12 protein-coding genes are annotated in these 14,848 nt (G+C 62.2%); 8 read left to right on the top strand and 4 right to left on the bottom strand.

Translation table 11 applies throughout. The features are described 5' to 3' along the window. Nucleotides 1-166 precede the first annotated feature (166 nt). Nucleotides 167-430 (bottom strand): hypothetical protein, encoded by a 264-nt coding sequence (locus AC07UC_RS18875; protein WP_032930670.1) that lies wholly within the window; start codon nt 428-430, stop codon nt 167-169. Nucleotides 431-656: 226 nt separating this feature from the next. Here AC07UC_RS18875 and AC07UC_RS18870 point away from each other — a divergent pair, with 226 nt between their 5' ends. Beyond that, on the top strand, nt 657-1,496 hold the full coding sequence (locus AC07UC_RS18870; protein ID WP_494907025.1) for a helix-turn-helix domain-containing protein: 840 nt from the start codon (nt 657-659) through the stop codon (nt 1,494-1,496). Between the two features lie 140 nt (nt 1,497-1,636). Then, nucleotides 1,637-2,521 carry an NAD(P)H-binding protein gene (locus AC07UC_RS18865; protein ID WP_494907024.1) on the top strand — a complete coding sequence of 295 codons (885 nt, stop codon included), beginning with the start codon at nt 1,637-1,639 and terminating at the stop codon, nt 2,519-2,521. Between the two features lie 95 nt (nt 2,522-2,616). Here the strand turns inward: AC07UC_RS18865 and AC07UC_RS18860 are convergent, their stop codons facing one another. Continuing rightward, the gene (locus AC07UC_RS18860) at nt 2,617-5,106 is read right to left on the bottom strand and encodes a mechanosensitive ion channel family protein (RefSeq protein WP_140773921.1); all 2,490 of its coding nucleotides are present in this window, start codon (nt 5,104-5,106) and stop codon (nt 2,617-2,619) included. Nucleotides 5,107-5,311: 205 nt separating this feature from the next. Between AC07UC_RS18860 and AC07UC_RS18855 the strand changes: the two genes are divergently transcribed. The 5 genes from AC07UC_RS18855 to AC07UC_RS18835 all read left to right on the top strand — a co-directional run bounded on the left by AC07UC_RS18855 (nt 5,312) and on the right by AC07UC_RS18835 (nt 12,117). Continuing rightward, complete coding sequence (locus AC07UC_RS18855; protein WP_140772921.1) at nt 5,312-6,571, top strand: sarcosine oxidase subunit beta; 1,260 nt, start codon at nt 5,312-5,314, stop codon at nt 6,569-6,571. A 10-nt stretch (nt 6,572-6,581) separates the two neighbouring features. Continuing rightward, complete coding sequence (locus AC07UC_RS18850; RefSeq protein ID WP_056572614.1) at nt 6,582-6,878, top strand: sarcosine oxidase subunit delta; 297 nt, start codon at nt 6,582-6,584, stop codon at nt 6,876-6,878. Next, complete coding sequence (locus AC07UC_RS18845; protein ID WP_494907023.1) at nt 6,875-9,868, top strand: sarcosine oxidase subunit alpha; 2,994 nt, start codon at nt 6,875-6,877, stop codon at nt 9,866-9,868. Before AC07UC_RS18850 ends, AC07UC_RS18845 begins: the two co-directional genes overlap by 4 nt. Then, entirely contained in the window at nt 9,861-10,448 is a 588-nt protein-coding gene (locus AC07UC_RS18840) for a sarcosine oxidase subunit gamma (RefSeq protein WP_140772915.1), read from the top strand. Before AC07UC_RS18845 ends, AC07UC_RS18840 begins: the two co-directional genes overlap by 8 nt. Nucleotides 10,449-10,674: 226 nt before the next feature. After that, entirely contained in the window at nt 10,675-12,117 is a 1,443-nt protein-coding gene (locus tag AC07UC_RS18835) for an MFS transporter (protein WP_494907022.1), read from the top strand. A 23-nt stretch (nt 12,118-12,140) separates the two neighbouring features. On the opposite strand, the gene AC07UC_RS18830 is transcribed toward AC07UC_RS18835, so the two are convergent. Both AC07UC_RS18830 and AC07UC_RS18825 read right to left on the bottom strand, forming a co-directional pair. Beyond that, the gene (locus AC07UC_RS18830; protein ID WP_494907021.1) at nt 12,141-13,139 is read right to left on the bottom strand and encodes an Abi-alpha family protein; all 999 of its coding nucleotides are present in this window, start codon (nt 13,137-13,139) and stop codon (nt 12,141-12,143) included. 207 nt (nt 13,140-13,346) lie between these two features. Continuing rightward, entirely contained in the window at nt 13,347-14,051 is a 705-nt protein-coding gene (locus tag AC07UC_RS18825; RefSeq protein ID WP_181179880.1) for a nitroreductase, read from the bottom strand. Nucleotides 14,052-14,231: 180 nt separating this feature from the next. Between AC07UC_RS18825 and AC07UC_RS18820 the strand changes: the two genes are divergently transcribed. Beyond that, nucleotides 14,232-14,819 (top strand): helix-turn-helix domain-containing protein, encoded by a 588-nt coding sequence (locus tag AC07UC_RS18820; protein WP_494907020.1) that lies wholly within the window; start codon nt 14,232-14,234, stop codon nt 14,817-14,819. Nucleotides 14,820-14,848: the final 29 nt, after the last annotated feature.

The raw sequence follows: 14,848 nt of genomic DNA, 5'->3' as shown, positions 1-14,848 counted from the left end.
TCGGCGTCTTGATGCTGGTATAGCGGGGGATGACGTAGCGAACGTTAAAACGCCTGGTTGCAGGCGGCTGCCGCACCGGTATTTCCGGCGTCATTGTTAAACAACGGCTACTGGAAACGATAAAAGGCCGGGCAAATACCCGGCCTTTCCAATGATACCGCCAGAATTACTTGATGCGGGCGACGCCGCCGGAGATTTCGACGGTTTCCGAACCGGTCAGGGCTTCGAGGTCACCGTTCGGCAAGGTGACGAAACAGCCGTTCTGGCAGAATTCAACGGTTTCACCGCCGGCCAGAGCAAGGTCGGTCTTGCTGCCGCCCTCCGTCACGACCAGCGTACGGGTCTCGGCGTCCTTGTTGACCGCGCTGGCGGCATGAGCCGAGCCGCTCACGGCGAGCAAGGCGACGGCAGCGACGAGAGACTTCCACATGGTGCAATATCGGTGTTCCCACCGCCTCTGTTGCATTTCGCAAGGCATTTTCGCCCTTTGCTTGAGAGCTTATATGAGATGGAAGCTGAACCGCAACTGAATGCCGTATTCATGCCGCAATTGGTTTTGGCATTCTCCAATGCCGGTTACCGGCACACGCCCGGCCCTGTTAATTTAACCGACCGGCACAATATGATGCCGAAGGCGGCAAACGCGAAGAAAGACAATGCACGGCACCGAGACAACGCACGGCAATTGGCTGGAAACGATCGGCGTTGGAGTTGAGACGCGGAGGATTGCCGCTGGACTGACCCATTATGTGCCCGCATCCATCAACCACCGGCTTGGAATCCACGTCGGGGCGCCGGTCAACGCGTCGTGCCACTGCGATGGAAAACATCACCGGCGGGTCCAGTCGGACGGCGACATCGATATCATCCCCGCCGGGCTCGACGGCGACTGGCAAGACGACGCGGATTGCACCATCCTGCGGCTGTGGGTCAGCCCGACGCTGGTGCGGCGCGCGGCCGGGGATCTCGAGATCGATCCGGACCGGGTCGTCGTCCATCCCCAGTTCCAACGTCGCGATCCGAGGATCGAACATATCGCCCATGCGCTGGCGACCGGTCTCAGCCCGGACGTGCCATCCGACCGGCTGTATTTCGAAAGCCTGGCCAGGGCATTGGCGATACAGATCATCCAGGGTGCTTCGTCAAAGTCGGACGTTCCGGCAAGGCAAACGCTTTCCTTCCGCCAGAAGCGCAGGCTGGCCGATTTCATCGAAGCCAATCTCGCTCAGGACCTTTCACTGGACGAGCTGGCGCAGGTGGCTGCCATCAGCGTCTCGCATCTGAAAGTGCTGTTTCGCCGCACATTCGGCATGCCGCCCCATCAATATGTTATCCATCGACGGGTAGAGCGGGCCAAGGCCCTGCTGCACCAGGGAAAAGTGCCGCTCAGCCAGATCGCGCTGGAAGCAGGGTTCGCGCATCAGAGCCACATGGCTCAAAGCATGAAGCGCATCCTCGGCGTCACGCCTGGCGCACTGATCCGCATGCGGCGATAGCAGGCGATCCGGCATTTTCGCCGTCTTCGGCTTCGAATCCAATCATCCGTTTTTGTCTTCCGCCGTCCATATCTGGGCGACCCCAGCCCACCAATCCGGCATTCCTGGGCATCCCATTGGTCAGATCGAAGGATATGGGCATGTTTGTCGTTTTGGGTGCTGCCGGAAAGATCGGACGGGCGACGGTTGGTGCGCTCCGTCGACATGGCGTTCCGGTCAGGACCGTGGTGCGAAACCCGTCGCACGCCGACGAATTCCGCGGGCTCGGTTGCGACGCGGAAATTGCCGATCTGCGCGATGCGCCGGCTTTGGCGCGGGCAACAAGGGGCGCGACAGCGGTGCAAGTGATCTGCCCAACCGGCGTCCGCGCCGACAATGCGGCAGCCGAGATGGAATCCACCATACGATCCATCATGGGCGCACTCGATCAGACCAGGCCGGAAAGCATCCTGGCGATCTCGGATTATGGCGCCCAGCTTGCCGCCGGCACCGGCATCACGCTGACCTTCCATCATCTGGAATCGCAGTTGAAGAACATCCCGGCGGCGCTGACGGTGCTGCGCTCGGCCGAGCACATGCAGAACTGGAGCCGCCTGGTTGGCAGGGCCATCAAGACCGGCGTGCTGCCGAGCCTGCATCATCCCGTGTCCAAATCCTTCCCGACCGTCTCAGCCGGCGATGTCGGCCTGATGGCGGCCGATCTGCTTCTTTCGCCCGGCGGAGAAGCGTTGCGCGTGGTTCATGCCGAGGGGCCTGATCGCTACAGCGCAACCGATGTGGCGCGGACGCTTAGCGAGATTGCCGGCGGCGAGATCGTCGCTCGCGAATTGCCGAGACAGGACTGGATTCCCGCCCTCGTCGGCGGCGGCATCGGCACGAGCTACGCCGAACTGGTCGCCGCGATGTTCGACGCCCACAATGCCGGCCGCATCGATGTGGAACACGGCGTTGGCGAGATCAGGCGCGGCAAGACCGATTTGCGCACGGCACTGTCGGCGCTGGTCGCGAACCGTGAGCAAGCTTGAAGCAATTCCAGGAAGAGTGTGAACGGTTCTTCGTCCGGAATTGCGTTAAAACAAAGAGTTAGAGCGGTTCGCCGTTCCGGAAACGGTGAAATGCGCTAGTCGGGATCGGGCTTGCGCGGCTTGCGTCCTGATTTGGCCAGCTTTTTCGCTTCAGCCGCGGCTTCTGCCTTGGCCAGCTCCTGTTCGGCAAAGTCGGCCTCGATCTTGTCGTCGTCGGTAGGCCAGGCCTTGGCATGCTTGGTCTCGACGACAGCGCGGGGCGTCGACGGTATCTCGATATGCTGGTCGTCGAATTTTTCGAGAACGGTGAAGCGGATATCGTTTTGCACGGCGCTGCCGTTCATAATATCGGCCAGGAACACGCGGATCTCGAATTCCAGCGCGGCGGCGCCGAAATTGGAAAACAGCACGAAGGGCTCGGGGTTCTTCAGCACCAGCGGATGGCTGCGCGCGATTTCCAGCAGGATGGCATGCACCTGCTTGACGTCGCTGCCATAGGCGACGCCGACCTTGATCTCGACACGGCCGAGCTTGTTGCGGTGCGTCCAGTTGCCGACAGCGTTGTTGATCAGGTTCGAATTGGGCAGGATCACCGACTGCCGCTGGAAAGTCTCGATCTCGGTGGCGCGCACGCTGATCTTCCTGACCGTGCCGCTGACGTCGCCGGCGACGATCCAGTCGCCGACCTTGAACGGCCGCTCGGCCAGAAGGATAAGGCCGGAGACGAAATTCGACACCACATTCTGCAAGCCAAAACCGATACCCAGGGAAAGCGCGCCGGCGACCAGTGCCAGGCTGGAGAGGTCAATGCCGGCGGCCGAGATGCCAACGAGCGCCGCCAGCGCGACACCGGCATAGCCGACCGCCAGCCGGATCGAGTTTCGCACCCCGGTATCGACCTTGCCGCGCGCCATGACGGAACCGTCGAGCCAGCCCTGGAACCAGCGCGTCAGGAAATAGCCGATGACGAAGACGACGATGCCCGAAAGGATGCCGGTGACCGAAATCGTCACCGACCCGATATTGATCCCGGTTGCCAGCTTGTAGGCCCAGGCCTGGATATCGCCGGGCTGGAAGCCCCACATCAGCAGGATCAGCGGCAGGAAAACCAGCACGATCAACAGATTGATGGCTACACTGACGACAAGGCCGAGCTGGTCGAGTGCCGTGTCTTCGTAGCTGGAATTGGTCGACAGCCAGCGCCCGACAGTGGTGTTGGCGAACGCCCCCTCCTCGCCGATCGCCTGCGCCGAGAGGAAGCCGATATAGGCGGTGATCAGCGCCGTGCCGGTGACCACGACCTGCAGCGAGACGAACAGCGCAAGGCCGATGAAGCCGAGCAAGGCGGCGGTGATGGTGAACAGGCCGAGCGCCAGTGCCAGGTAACGCAGCCATGCCGGCCACGGTCGCCAGCTTCCGTCACGTGCCTTGAACGGCCGCAGCATCGCCATGAGGATCAGGATGATGCCGACGACAATGGTGGCGACGAAACTGCGCGCGATGGTTAGCGACAGCGGCGATCCCATCTTGTCGTTGATAATGGACAGGAACGTGTTGGCGCTGATGACCACGGCCATGGCCGTCGCCAGGCGCACCAGCCAGCGCGCCGGCCCGGTTTCGACAGGGATGAGACGCCAGTTCGGCAGTCGCGGAGACAGTGCCGCATTGGTCAGCCGGTTGACGCAGAACACCACCCCGATGGCGGTCGCCAGTGCATTGAGGAACAGACCAATGTCGCCACGCAACACATTGTAATAGTTGAAAAAGAAGATGGTCGAGCCGAGAAACGCGCCGACCGCCAGCGTCGGCAGCAAGGTAGACCAGAAGGCCACCGACAAGCGGCTGAGATAGGACGGGTCTTCGTTGGAAGGATCTGCCTCGAACACGCGCCCGAACAGGCGCCTGCCGCCGACCAGCAGCACCAGCGCCAGCCCGAGCGCCACGAAGGTTGCCGCCAGAATGGCCTGGAACTTGAACTTGAAAGCGAAGCTCAGCCAGGACGATACCGCCTTGTAGAAATTGGCGTATTCGTCCTGGGCGTCGGAAAACACCTGCGGGCTCAGTGCGTCCGACAGGACGTAGCGCTTGGTCAAAAGGTTGCGGAACAGCTCGCTGCGCATATTGCCGATCTTGTCGATCAGCCCGCTGATACGGATCGACAGGTTCTGCGCGCTGGCGACGACCGCGTTGATCTCGGCCTTTTCCGACGCCAGTGCCTGGCGCTCGCCGGTCACGATGTCGGGCTCCTGCGGCTGGCCCGCGGCCGGCGGCGGGCCCAGCACGTCGATGCGATTGTTGATATCGGTCAGCCGCGGACGGAACGCCAGCGCACTGGTCAATGCCGCCCGCGACAAATCCTCCAGTTGCAGGCGTATGTCCACGAGCGAGGAATCGTCGTCACTGTCCTGCTGTATTTTCTTCTCGAGATCGTCGGTCTTGGCCGTCAGGCCCTGGATGACCTTCTGTTGATCGGTGATCAATCCGGCGGAGCCCTGACCAAGCGCCTGCGCCATCGCCTCGAACGAAGGCGGCGCCGAAATAACCAGCGCGAGGATCAGAATGAGGCGGAGCAATCTCAAAAGCATGATGTATTGGCGACTCACGGGCGGCAAAGGCATTCAAAAGCCTGTCCTTGATAAAGACGGCCATATCTTGGGGCAAGCCGTCGCATCCGATCGCGTTCGGATCGCGATCCGAGCGTCGGTCAGTCGAAAGGCAATGGCGCAATATTGGCTTTGCGGATACAGCCTGCTCTATAGTCTGCCGCATCGCCCGAACCGGATGACAATGATGGCAGAGTACTCGGCCTTTTCGCTGCTCGCGAACGCGCTCAAGGGAAACAAGGACTGGAAGCCGGCCTGGCGCAAGCCCGACCCGAAGGCTTCCTATGATGTCATCATCATCGGTGGCGGCGGCCACGGGCTCGCGACCGCCTACTATCTGGCCAAGGAACATGGCATCACCAATGTCGCCGTGCTCGAAAAGGGCTGGCTCGGCTCCGGCAATGTCGGCCGCAACACCACGGCCGTGCGCTCGAACTACCTGCTGCCCGCCAACACCCGCTTCTACGAACATTCGATGAAGCTGTGGGAGGGCCTGTCGCACGAGCTCAACTACAACGTCATGTTCTCGCAGCGCGGCTGCCTGAACCTGGCGCACACGCCTGGCCAGTTCGACGACTATGCAAGGCGCGGCAACGCCATGCGCCATCTCGGCGTCGACGCCGAACTGATGACGCCTGCCGAAATCAAGCGCCTGATCCCGGCGCTCGACATTTCCAGCGATGCACGATTTCCAGTGGTCGGCGGCCTGATGCAGCGGCGCGCCGGCACCGCCCGCCACGACGCGGTGGCCTGGGGCTATGCCCGCGGCGCCGACCGGCGCGGCGTCGACATCATCGAGAATTGCGAAGTCACCGGCTTCCTGCGCGATGGCGACCGCGTCACCGGCGTCACCACGTCACGCGGCGATATCCGCGCCAGGAAAGTGGCGGTCGCGGTGGCCGGCAGCACCGGACGCGTCATGCAGTTGGCCGGCATCGAGACGATGCCGATCGAAAGCCATGTGCTGCAGGCCTTCGTGACCGAATCGCTGAAACCCTTCATCGACACCGTGGTGACCTTCGGCATGGGCCATTTCTACATGTCGCAGTCCGACAAGGGCGGCCTTGTTTATGGCGGCGACATCGACGGCTACAACAGCTACGCCCAGCGCGGCAACCTGCCCATCGTCGACGAGGTGATGAGCGAGATGCTGGCGCTGTTCCCGGGCCTTGCGCGTGTACGCATGCTGCGCTCCTGGGGCGGCGTATGCGACATGTCGATGGATGGCTCGCCGATCATCACCACCGGCCCCCTGCCCGGCATGTATCTCAACTGCGGCTGGTGCTATGGCGGCTTCAAGGCGACGCCGGCTTCCGGCTGGACCTTCGCCTGGACCATCGCCAAGGATGAGCCGCACGATTTCAACGCGCCGTTCACCCTCGACCGCTTCCACCGCGGCCTCGTCATCGACGACAAGGGCCAGGGTGCGAACCCGCGGCTCCATTAGGAAACATCCTGTGCTCATCACCTGCCCCTATTGCGGCCCGCGCGACGTCATCGAGTTCACCTATCAGGGTGACGGCAACCGTGAGCGTCCCGACCCAGCCTCGCAGAATTTCGAGGCATGGAATGCCTATGTCTACGACCGGCTGAACCCGGCCGGCGACCACAATGAGATCTGGCAGCATTCCGGAGGCTGCCGCGCGCATCTGCGGGTCGTGCGCAACACACTGACGCATGAGATTTCGAGCGTCGCCTTCGTGCGCGGCGACCATGTCTCGACCGCGCGCCGCAAGGCGGAGGACAAGGCATGAGCCCGCGCCGCACCGACACTGGCGGCCGCGTCGACCGGCTGAAGACGATCCGTTTCACCTTCGACGGCGTCGCCTACACCGGCCATGCCGGCGACACGCTGGCGTCCGCGCTGCTGGCCAAGGGCGTCACGCTTTTCGGACGCTCGTTCAAGTACCACCGTCCGCGCGGCCTGCTGACTGCTGGTGTGGAGGAACCCAACGCGCTGGTGACGGTGCTGAAGGGCGAGGTGCGCGAACCCAACATCCCGGCGACCATGGTCGAGATCCACGACGGGCTTGTGGCGATCAGCCAGAACCGCTTCCCGTCGCTGGCCTGGGACGTCAATGCCGTCAACCAGCTCGGCGGCAAGATCCTGTCCGCCGGCTTCTACTACAAGACCTTCATGGGGCCGGTGATTGGTCCGCTCAAGGGCACGCGTTTCTGGATGTTCTGCGAGCATTTCATCCGCCGTGCCGCCGGTCTCGGCAGCGCCGGTTCGGCGAAGGATCCAGCCCGCTATGAGCGCATGAACGCCTTTTGCGACGTGCTGGTGGTCGGCTCCGGTCCCGCCGGCCTGATGGCCGCCAAGGCCGCCGCCGATCAGGGGGCACGCGTCATGCTGGCCGATCTCGAGCCGCGTTTCGGCGGCTCGACCAACTGGTCCGAGGAAACCATCGATGGCGCGCCGGCCGCCGATTGGGCCCGCCGCACCGTCACTCAGCTCGAAGGCCGCGACAATGTCCGCCTTTTGCCGCGTACCACGGTCTGGGGCTACTACGACAGCAACACGCTTGCCGCGCTCGAGCGGGTCAGCGACCACAAGGAACAGCCCGCCAAGGGCGAGCCGCGCCATCGTTATTGGGCAATCCGTGCCAAATCCGTGGTGCTGGCAACCGGCGCCTTCGAAAGGCCGCTGGTCTTCCCGGGCAATGACAGGCCGGGCGTGATGCTGGCCCATGCCGCCGAGCGCTACGCGAACGAGTTTGGCGTGCTGCCGGGCGAGCGAATCGCGCTGTTCACCAACAATGACAGCGCCTATCGCGCGGCCATCTCCCTGAAGAAGGCGGGGGCGGCAATCGTCGCCATCGTCGACGTCCGGTCCGAGCTTTCGCCCGAGATGCGCAAGCTGGCCACCGAAGCCGAAGCCGAGATCTTTGCCGGTCACGCCGTCGTCGCCACCGAGGGCGGCAAGGCGCTTTCCGGCTTCAAGGTTCAGCGTTTCGACATGGTCACCGGGGCGCTCACCGGTGATGAGCGAAGCATCCATGCCGACTGCCTGCTGATGTCGGGGGGCTGGTCGCCGACCATCCATCTGGCCAGCCAGGCCGGCGCCAAAGCGGAATGGAATGCCGCGCGGCAAGCCTTCCTGCCGCCAAAGCCGACACAGAAATGGGTCGGGGCCGGCGCCTTCACCGGCAGTTTTTCGACGGTCGAGGCGATCGCCGAAGGCCGCGCCGCCGGTCTTGCCGCCGCGGGTGGAACAGGCACGCCCGCGGCATTGCCCACTGTGGAAGCCGTGGCCGGCGACCCCGATCCGGCGCCCGTCTTCGAGATCAGGGCCAAGGGCAAGAGCTTCGTCGACTTCCAGCATGACGTGACGGCTGAGGATGTAAGGCTGGCTCACCGCGAAGGCTTCGTCTCGGTCGAGCACCTGAAGCGCTACACCACGCTTGGCATGGCGACCGACCAGGGCAAGAGCTCCAACATTCCCGGCCTTGCCATCATGGCCGAGGCGCTGGGCAAGCCGATCCCGGAAGTCGGCACGACACGTTTCCGGCCGCCCTTCGCGCCGGTTTCGATCGGCTCGCTTGCGGCCGAGCGATTCGGCGACCTGAAGCCTGAGCGGCTGACGCCGATGCATGACTGGCACCTCGACAACGGCGCGACCATGTACTCCGCCGGCCTCTGGTACCGGCCGATGATCTACGGGCTTTCAGGCGAAACGGTCGAGCAGGCCTATGTGCGCGAGGCCAGGGCGACGCGCGAAAGCGCCGGCATCGTCGATGTCTCGACGCTGGGCAAGATCGCCGTGCAGGGCCCCGACGCCGCCGCCTTCCTCGACCGCGTCTACACCAACATGTTTTCGACGCTCGCCGTCGGCAAGGCGCGCTACGGGCTGATGCTGCGCGAGGACGGCTTTGCCTTCGACGACGGCACCACCTGGCGGCTCGGCGAACAGGATTTCCTGATGACCACCACGACGGCCAATGCCGGCAAGGTGATGCAGCATCTGGAATATTTCCTCGACGTGATCTGGCCGGAGCTGAAAGTCCATGTCACCTCGGTGACCGACGAATGGGCGGGTGCCGCGATCGGCGGACCGAAGGCCAGGCAGATCCTGGCAGCTTGCGTCACCGGCACCGCCGTCGACAATGCGACCCTGCCCTTCATGGGCATCGTGCGCGGCGAAATAGCAGGCGTTCCGGTGATGATTTGCCGACTTTCCTTCTCCGGTGAGATGGCCTTCGAGGTCTATTGTGGTGCCGGCCATGGCACGCATGTCTGGGAAGCGCTGATCGAAGCCGGCAAGCCGTTCGGGCTGGTCACCTACGGGCTCGAGGCGCTGGGCACGATGCGCATCGAGAAAGGCCATGTCACCGGCGCCGAGATCGACGGCCGCACCACGGCGCGCGACCTGCATCTCGACTGGATGCTGTCGAAGAAGAAGCCGTTCATCGGCTCGGCCATGATGGACCGCGAAGGCTTAATCGCGTCCGATCGCCTGGAGCTGGTCGGCCTGATCGCACTGGACAACCGGCCGCTCAATGGCGGCGCGCACATTGTCGAGGCGTTGGACGAGGCCAATCCACACGGCTCGATCGGCCACATCACCGCCTGCTGCTATTCGCCTGCGCTCGGCAAGCACATCGCGCTGGCGCTGGTCGAGGGCGGCAAGGCGCGGCACGGCACGCGTGCCCACGTCTCCGATCCCTTGCGCAACCGCTTCGGGCCGGTCGAGATCGTCTCCAACCATTTCTACGATCCGGAAGGGACCCGCATGCATGGTTGAGCGTCAATCCCCCCTCGAGCCGGAGTTTCATGTCGGCTCGCACGGTAATTTCGAACATGGCGTCGAGATCCTCCTGACCGAAACGCGGCCGGGCTCGATCGTGCAGCTCGCCGCCTGGCCGGGAGAGGAGAAGAAGTTGATCGCGGCCATCCGCACCGTCACCGGGCTGGCGTTGCCCGACGGCGCCGGCGGTGGCCTGAGCGAGGGCGCGAAATCGGTGTTCGGCTTCGCACCGGGAAAATTCACCGTGGCCGACGAAGCCGAAGGGTTGGCCGCTTCCTTTGCCAAGGCGGTGACGCCGGCCATCGGCACGGTGACGGACCTGTCGCATGGCCGCACCGCCATCCGCATCGCCGGACCGAAAGCAGAGTGGGTTCTGGCGAAATTCTTCGCCATCGACTTCGCGCTGCCGGCCTTCCCCATCGGCACGGGCCGCTCGACCACCCATCACGACGTCTTCGCCCAGATCCAGCGCACCGGCGCCGACCAGTTCGACATCTATGTCTTCCGCTCCTTCGCGCGTTCGTTCTGGAAGGCGCTTTGCCATGCCAGCGAGGAAGTCGGCTACGAAGTACAATAGGTGGCGGCGACGTATGGCCGCTCGCCCGTTGCTCCTGGCCCCCGTTGCTTCTGGCCTCCGTTGCTTCTGGCCTCCCCGTTGCTTCTGGCCTCAATGCCGGCCGGTTCTGCCGCTAGAGAATCCTGCCGCGGGCGCCCATGATGGAATCACGTGGCCGCCCAAACGGTCCAAGGGATACAAAATCCCGTCTTGAGAGTCGGCGCATTCGTTTGGTTCGAACATCCCCATGACCGCAGAAATATCCGCCGGCGCCACGGATCGCGCCGAGGTGTCGGCCAGAGCCTTGCTTCTGCTGCCGCTGACGGTCGCTTGCGGCGTGTTCATGACCAGCCTCGACCAGAATGTCGTGGTGACGGCGCTGCCCGGCATCGGTGAAAGCCTCGCCCGCCCGCCCAGCCAGCTTGGCCTCTTGATCACCGTCTATGTCGCCAGCCTGATCATCTCGATGCCGCTCGGCGGCTGGGCGGCCGACCGCTTCGGCCTGCGCAACGTCTATTGCTTTGCCTTGCTGGTGTTCGCCACCTCGTCGGCACTCTGCGGCCTGTCGAACGACATCTGGACACTGGTCGGTGCCCGCGCGCTGCAGGGATTTGGCGGCGCGCTGATGGGCACGCTCGGCCAGGTCGTCATCCTGTCGAGCTTTCCGCGCAACCGGACGCTGAAGATCAACATGTACATCTCGGTGGCCAGCCAGACCGGTCCGCTGGTCGGGCCGCTCGTCGGCGGCGCGCTGACCACCTACATTTCCTGGCGCTGGATCTTCTTCATCAATGTGCCGTTCGCGCTGGCGGCGGCAATCCTTGCCGCCTCACTGTTCCCGACAGTGACCAAGCCGGTGCGCACGCGCTTCGATTTTCCAGGCTTCCTGCTGGTCGGCAGCGGCATGATCCTGCTTGTCTTCGGCATGGACTCCCTTGCCGCCAAGGATGCCGCCGGCGGCATGATTGCCGGTGAACTGGCGCTGGCGATCGTCATCCTGTCGATTGCCTCGCTCTACTGCCTGCGCGTGGCCAATCCCCTGCTCGACCTCAAGCTGCTGCGCATCCGCACCTTCCGCATCTCGTTCCTCACCGGCGGCGGCCTTGACACGATCGGGCTCAGTTCGGTCGCCTTCCTGCTGCCGCTGATGTTCCAGCTCGGCTTCGGCATGAGCGCGGTGCAGGCGGGATCGCTGACCTTCGTTGCCGCGCTCGGCTCGGTGGTCATGCGTTTCTTCATGCCACGCGTTCTCAACCGGTTCGGGTTTCGCCGCGTACTGGTCTTCAACACACCTGTTGTGGCAGTGATGGTCGCGGGCTTCGCCTTGATGCAGGCGACGACGCCGGTCTGGATCGTGCTTGGCTACATCTTTGTTTTCGGCGTCTTCCGCTCCATCCAGTGGGCCTCGACCGGAAACCTCGCCTATTCCGACATCGCCCCCGAACAGCTCGCCCGCTTCAGCGCCCTCTATTACATCCTCTGGCAGCTGGCGGTGGCCATCAGCGTCGGCCTTGCGGCGGCGATGCTGTCGTTCCTGGCCGGCGGCGGCCCTGCCGTGACCAATGATTTCCGGATCCTGTTCGCGATCGAAGGCGTCATCACGCTCTGCGCGCTGCTCGCCTACCTCAAGCTGACGCCGCAGGACGGCGCCCATGTCAGTGGGCACGGCATGCAGATGAACACGGAATAGCCAACCGCGCTGGCATCCTAGCGTTAAGCTGTAGGTTCACAGGCATTGAGAAGACGTTCGCCATAGGATGTCAAATCGTAATTACTCTGTATCATATGAGTGCTATCTTTGATCCGTAAAAAATTCCTCTCAAGAAGAGGTGGTAATGCATCAGGATAGCCACTATGTTCGTCGATTGCAGAAGATATTTCGTTTAGAGCATCTTCCATTTTTGACTCGTCTAGAACTTGCATTCGACCAAATTCGAATATTTCTGAATGACTGGTGAGTCTTATCGACGAAAAGTTGGGCGCTGGGATACAAAGGCAACGTTCTTTCACAAGAAGTGAGAGAGATGATTGCAATTCCCCGTCATGAAATGCCATTGCTAAGCCATCGAACAACTGAGTGGCATATTGGTTGAAATCATCCTGTTTCGCGCGCCAAAGTTTCTGAGCACGGGCATCTTCATCGACCTCTTCTTTACTCAGATTGAATACCTTTGATGACGATTTCGGCAATGTCTTGAAAGACTGCATTCGGCTTCTCTGGAAGTCCCGCACAAATTTCAACAAGCGTGCCTCGGCACCTCCAATAACACCAAGAGTGGCAACGAACGCCGGCTCGATCCTCACTCCGCTGTTAGCGTCCATCGCGTTGGCCAATAAAGCCGACCACATTTCTTGTACTGTTGGATCATCCTGCTTCGATGCCTCTTCAAACATCGCATAAGCTTCCCCCATTGGAAGTGTCTTCGTTTTATCGAGCGGGATGCCTTTTGCGCGGAGAAAATCGGCAGTTCGCGAAAGAGAGCTAACTAGGTTTCGCGTCCTCCATTCTCTAATTCGGTCACCGATTAGCCCACCGACGATATTGCCGCCAATATCCATTGCCCCGTCTGCAGTTCGACCAGCCATGCGTCCAGCGACAAGCCCTGCCTGCTTTTCGAGTTCGCTTTCGAGCAGTACAAACTTGGATGCCACTACGATTCCTCTTTCTTCTGCAGCACGTAGGCCTTTGAGAAATAGAAAACCCTTGCCCACCTGGACGCCTTGATATGTGCGTAGAGTGCCCAAATGGCAATGTCTGAAATTCGACATTACTCATATGATTCGCCTTGCTGATCAGTCGAGATGGCAACGGTTTGGCAGCAACAATTTTGCGCCATGCTTTGGGAAAAGCAACGGAGTTACTCTATCGCAACAAGCGGCGAAATTACCGGGCGTATAGAAAACAAACGCAACCGATTTCTATTCGCTGAACGTCACCCACTCTTCCAGCGGCACGCGGTCGGTACGGAAGGCGTTTTCCGGCTTGGAGGTGTCTTCGTAACCAAGCGCCATGCCGCAAACGACGATCTCCTCGTCGGGAATGTTAAGCACCGGCCGGATCTGCCGGTGATAGGGCGCGAATGCGGCTTGCGGGCACGTGTGCAGGCCCCGGCCCCGCGCCGCGACCATGATGTTCTGCAGGAACATGCCGTAGTCGATCCACGAGCCCTGGTTGAGCCGGCGATCGATGGTGAAGATCATGCCGACCGGCGCGTCGAAGAAGACGAAGTTGCGGTCATGCTGGGCGCGCATCTTGTCGACCTCGCGCCGACCGATGCCAAGCGCGCCATAGAGGCCGAAACCGTTCGCGCGGCGGCGGGTAAGATACGGCTCGAAGAACTGGGTGGGATAGTAGCGATACTCGTCCCAGTCGGCCTTTTCGGCGCGGATACCGGAATTCAGGATGGCATCCGATATCTGTTGCTTGGTCTCGCCCTTGGTGACGTAGACCTTCCACGGCTGCATGTTTGTGCCGGACGGCGCGCGCGCCGCAACCGCCAGAATGTCCCGGATGGTGTCGTCGTCGATCATGTCGGGCAGGAATGCGCGCACAGAACGGCGCGACATGATCGCCTCGTCGACGATCTCGGCATCACCCGCGACTCGAGCCTTCTTTTCCAGCATGGGCCGTCCCTTAGCCTTTTTTTCGATCGGACGTCCCCACTCGCCGCTCGCGGCGGAGCCTTTGCATGAACCACCAAAATCCTGCAAGCAAATCTTGAGCATTGGTGAAAATCCACTTGATTTTTTCATGAGCTTGATTTCTCATGAAATTAGGAATGAAATTTTCACGAAGAGAGCGTTTTGTCCTCCACTACCGCACGAACATTGCAGGGACCTGACGAACGCGTTCTGGCCGGCGACATCAGGGCGCTGCGTCGCGCACGCGGGCTGACGCTCGCCGAAATCGCGCTGAAGCTTGGCCGCTCGGTCGGCTGGGTCAGCCAGGTCGAGCGCGGCCTGTCGACGCCGTCGCTGAGCGATCTCAGGGCCTTCGCTGAACTGTTCGGCGTGCCGATCAGCCTGTTCTTCAGCCACGACGTGCCTGTCGAGAGTGAACGCGGCGTGGTGGTGCGCGCCGGCAGACGCCGCACGCTTGGCACAAGCGAGACCGGCCTGGTTGAAGAACTCCTGTCGCCCGATCTCGGGGGCAGCTTCGAGATGGTGCGCTCGATCTTCGCGGCAGGCGCGGAGATGAAGACCGAGCAGCTGCGGCCGACCGAGGAAGCCGGCTATATCGCCTCGGGTATTTTCGAAATCGAGATCGCGGGCGTCTGGCACCGGCTCGGCGAAGGCGATTCCTTCCGCTTCGAAGGCAAGCCCTATCGCTGGCGCAATCCAGGCACCGAGCCCGCGGTGATCATCTGGGTGGTTTCGCCACCCGTCTATTGAATGCATGTCGCCCAAAAGTGTGCCGCGGT

The sequence above is a fragment of the Mesorhizobium sp. GW821-FHT04C10 genome, from assembly GCF_059420305.1.
The sequence above is the reverse complement of the archived record's forward strand: the minus strand, read 5'-3'. Positions and strand labels throughout refer to the sequence as shown.

Bases quoted from the DNA above. Each gene is read 5' to 3' on its own strand.
- AC07UC_RS18875 (WP_032930670.1), bottom strand. From the start codon at position 430: ATGTGGAAGTCTCTCGTCGCTGCCGTCGCCTTGCTCGCCGTGAGCGGC.
- AC07UC_RS18870 (WP_494907025.1), top strand. From the start codon at position 657: ATGCACGGCACCGAGACAACGCACGGCAATTGGCTGGAAACGATCGGC.
- AC07UC_RS18865 (WP_494907024.1), top strand. From the start codon at position 1,637: ATGTTTGTCGTTTTGGGTGCTGCCGGAAAGATCGGACGGGCGACGGTT.
- AC07UC_RS18860 (WP_140773921.1), bottom strand. From the start codon at position 5,106: ATGCTTTTGAGATTGCTCCGCCTCATTCTGATCCTCGCGCTGGTTATT.
- AC07UC_RS18855 (WP_140772921.1), top strand. From the start codon at position 5,312: ATGGCAGAGTACTCGGCCTTTTCGCTGCTCGCGAACGCGCTCAAGGGA.
- AC07UC_RS18845 (WP_494907023.1), top strand. From the start codon at position 6,875: ATGAGCCCGCGCCGCACCGACACTGGCGGCCGCGTCGACCGGCTGAAG.
- AC07UC_RS18840 (WP_140772915.1), top strand. From the start codon at position 9,861: ATGGTTGAGCGTCAATCCCCCCTCGAGCCGGAGTTTCATGTCGGCTCG.
- AC07UC_RS18835 (WP_494907022.1), top strand. From the start codon at position 10,675: ATGACCGCAGAAATATCCGCCGGCGCCACGGATCGCGCCGAGGTGTCG.
- AC07UC_RS18825 (WP_181179880.1), bottom strand. From the start codon at position 14,051: ATGCTGGAAAAGAAGGCTCGAGTCGCGGGTGATGCCGAGATCGTCGAC.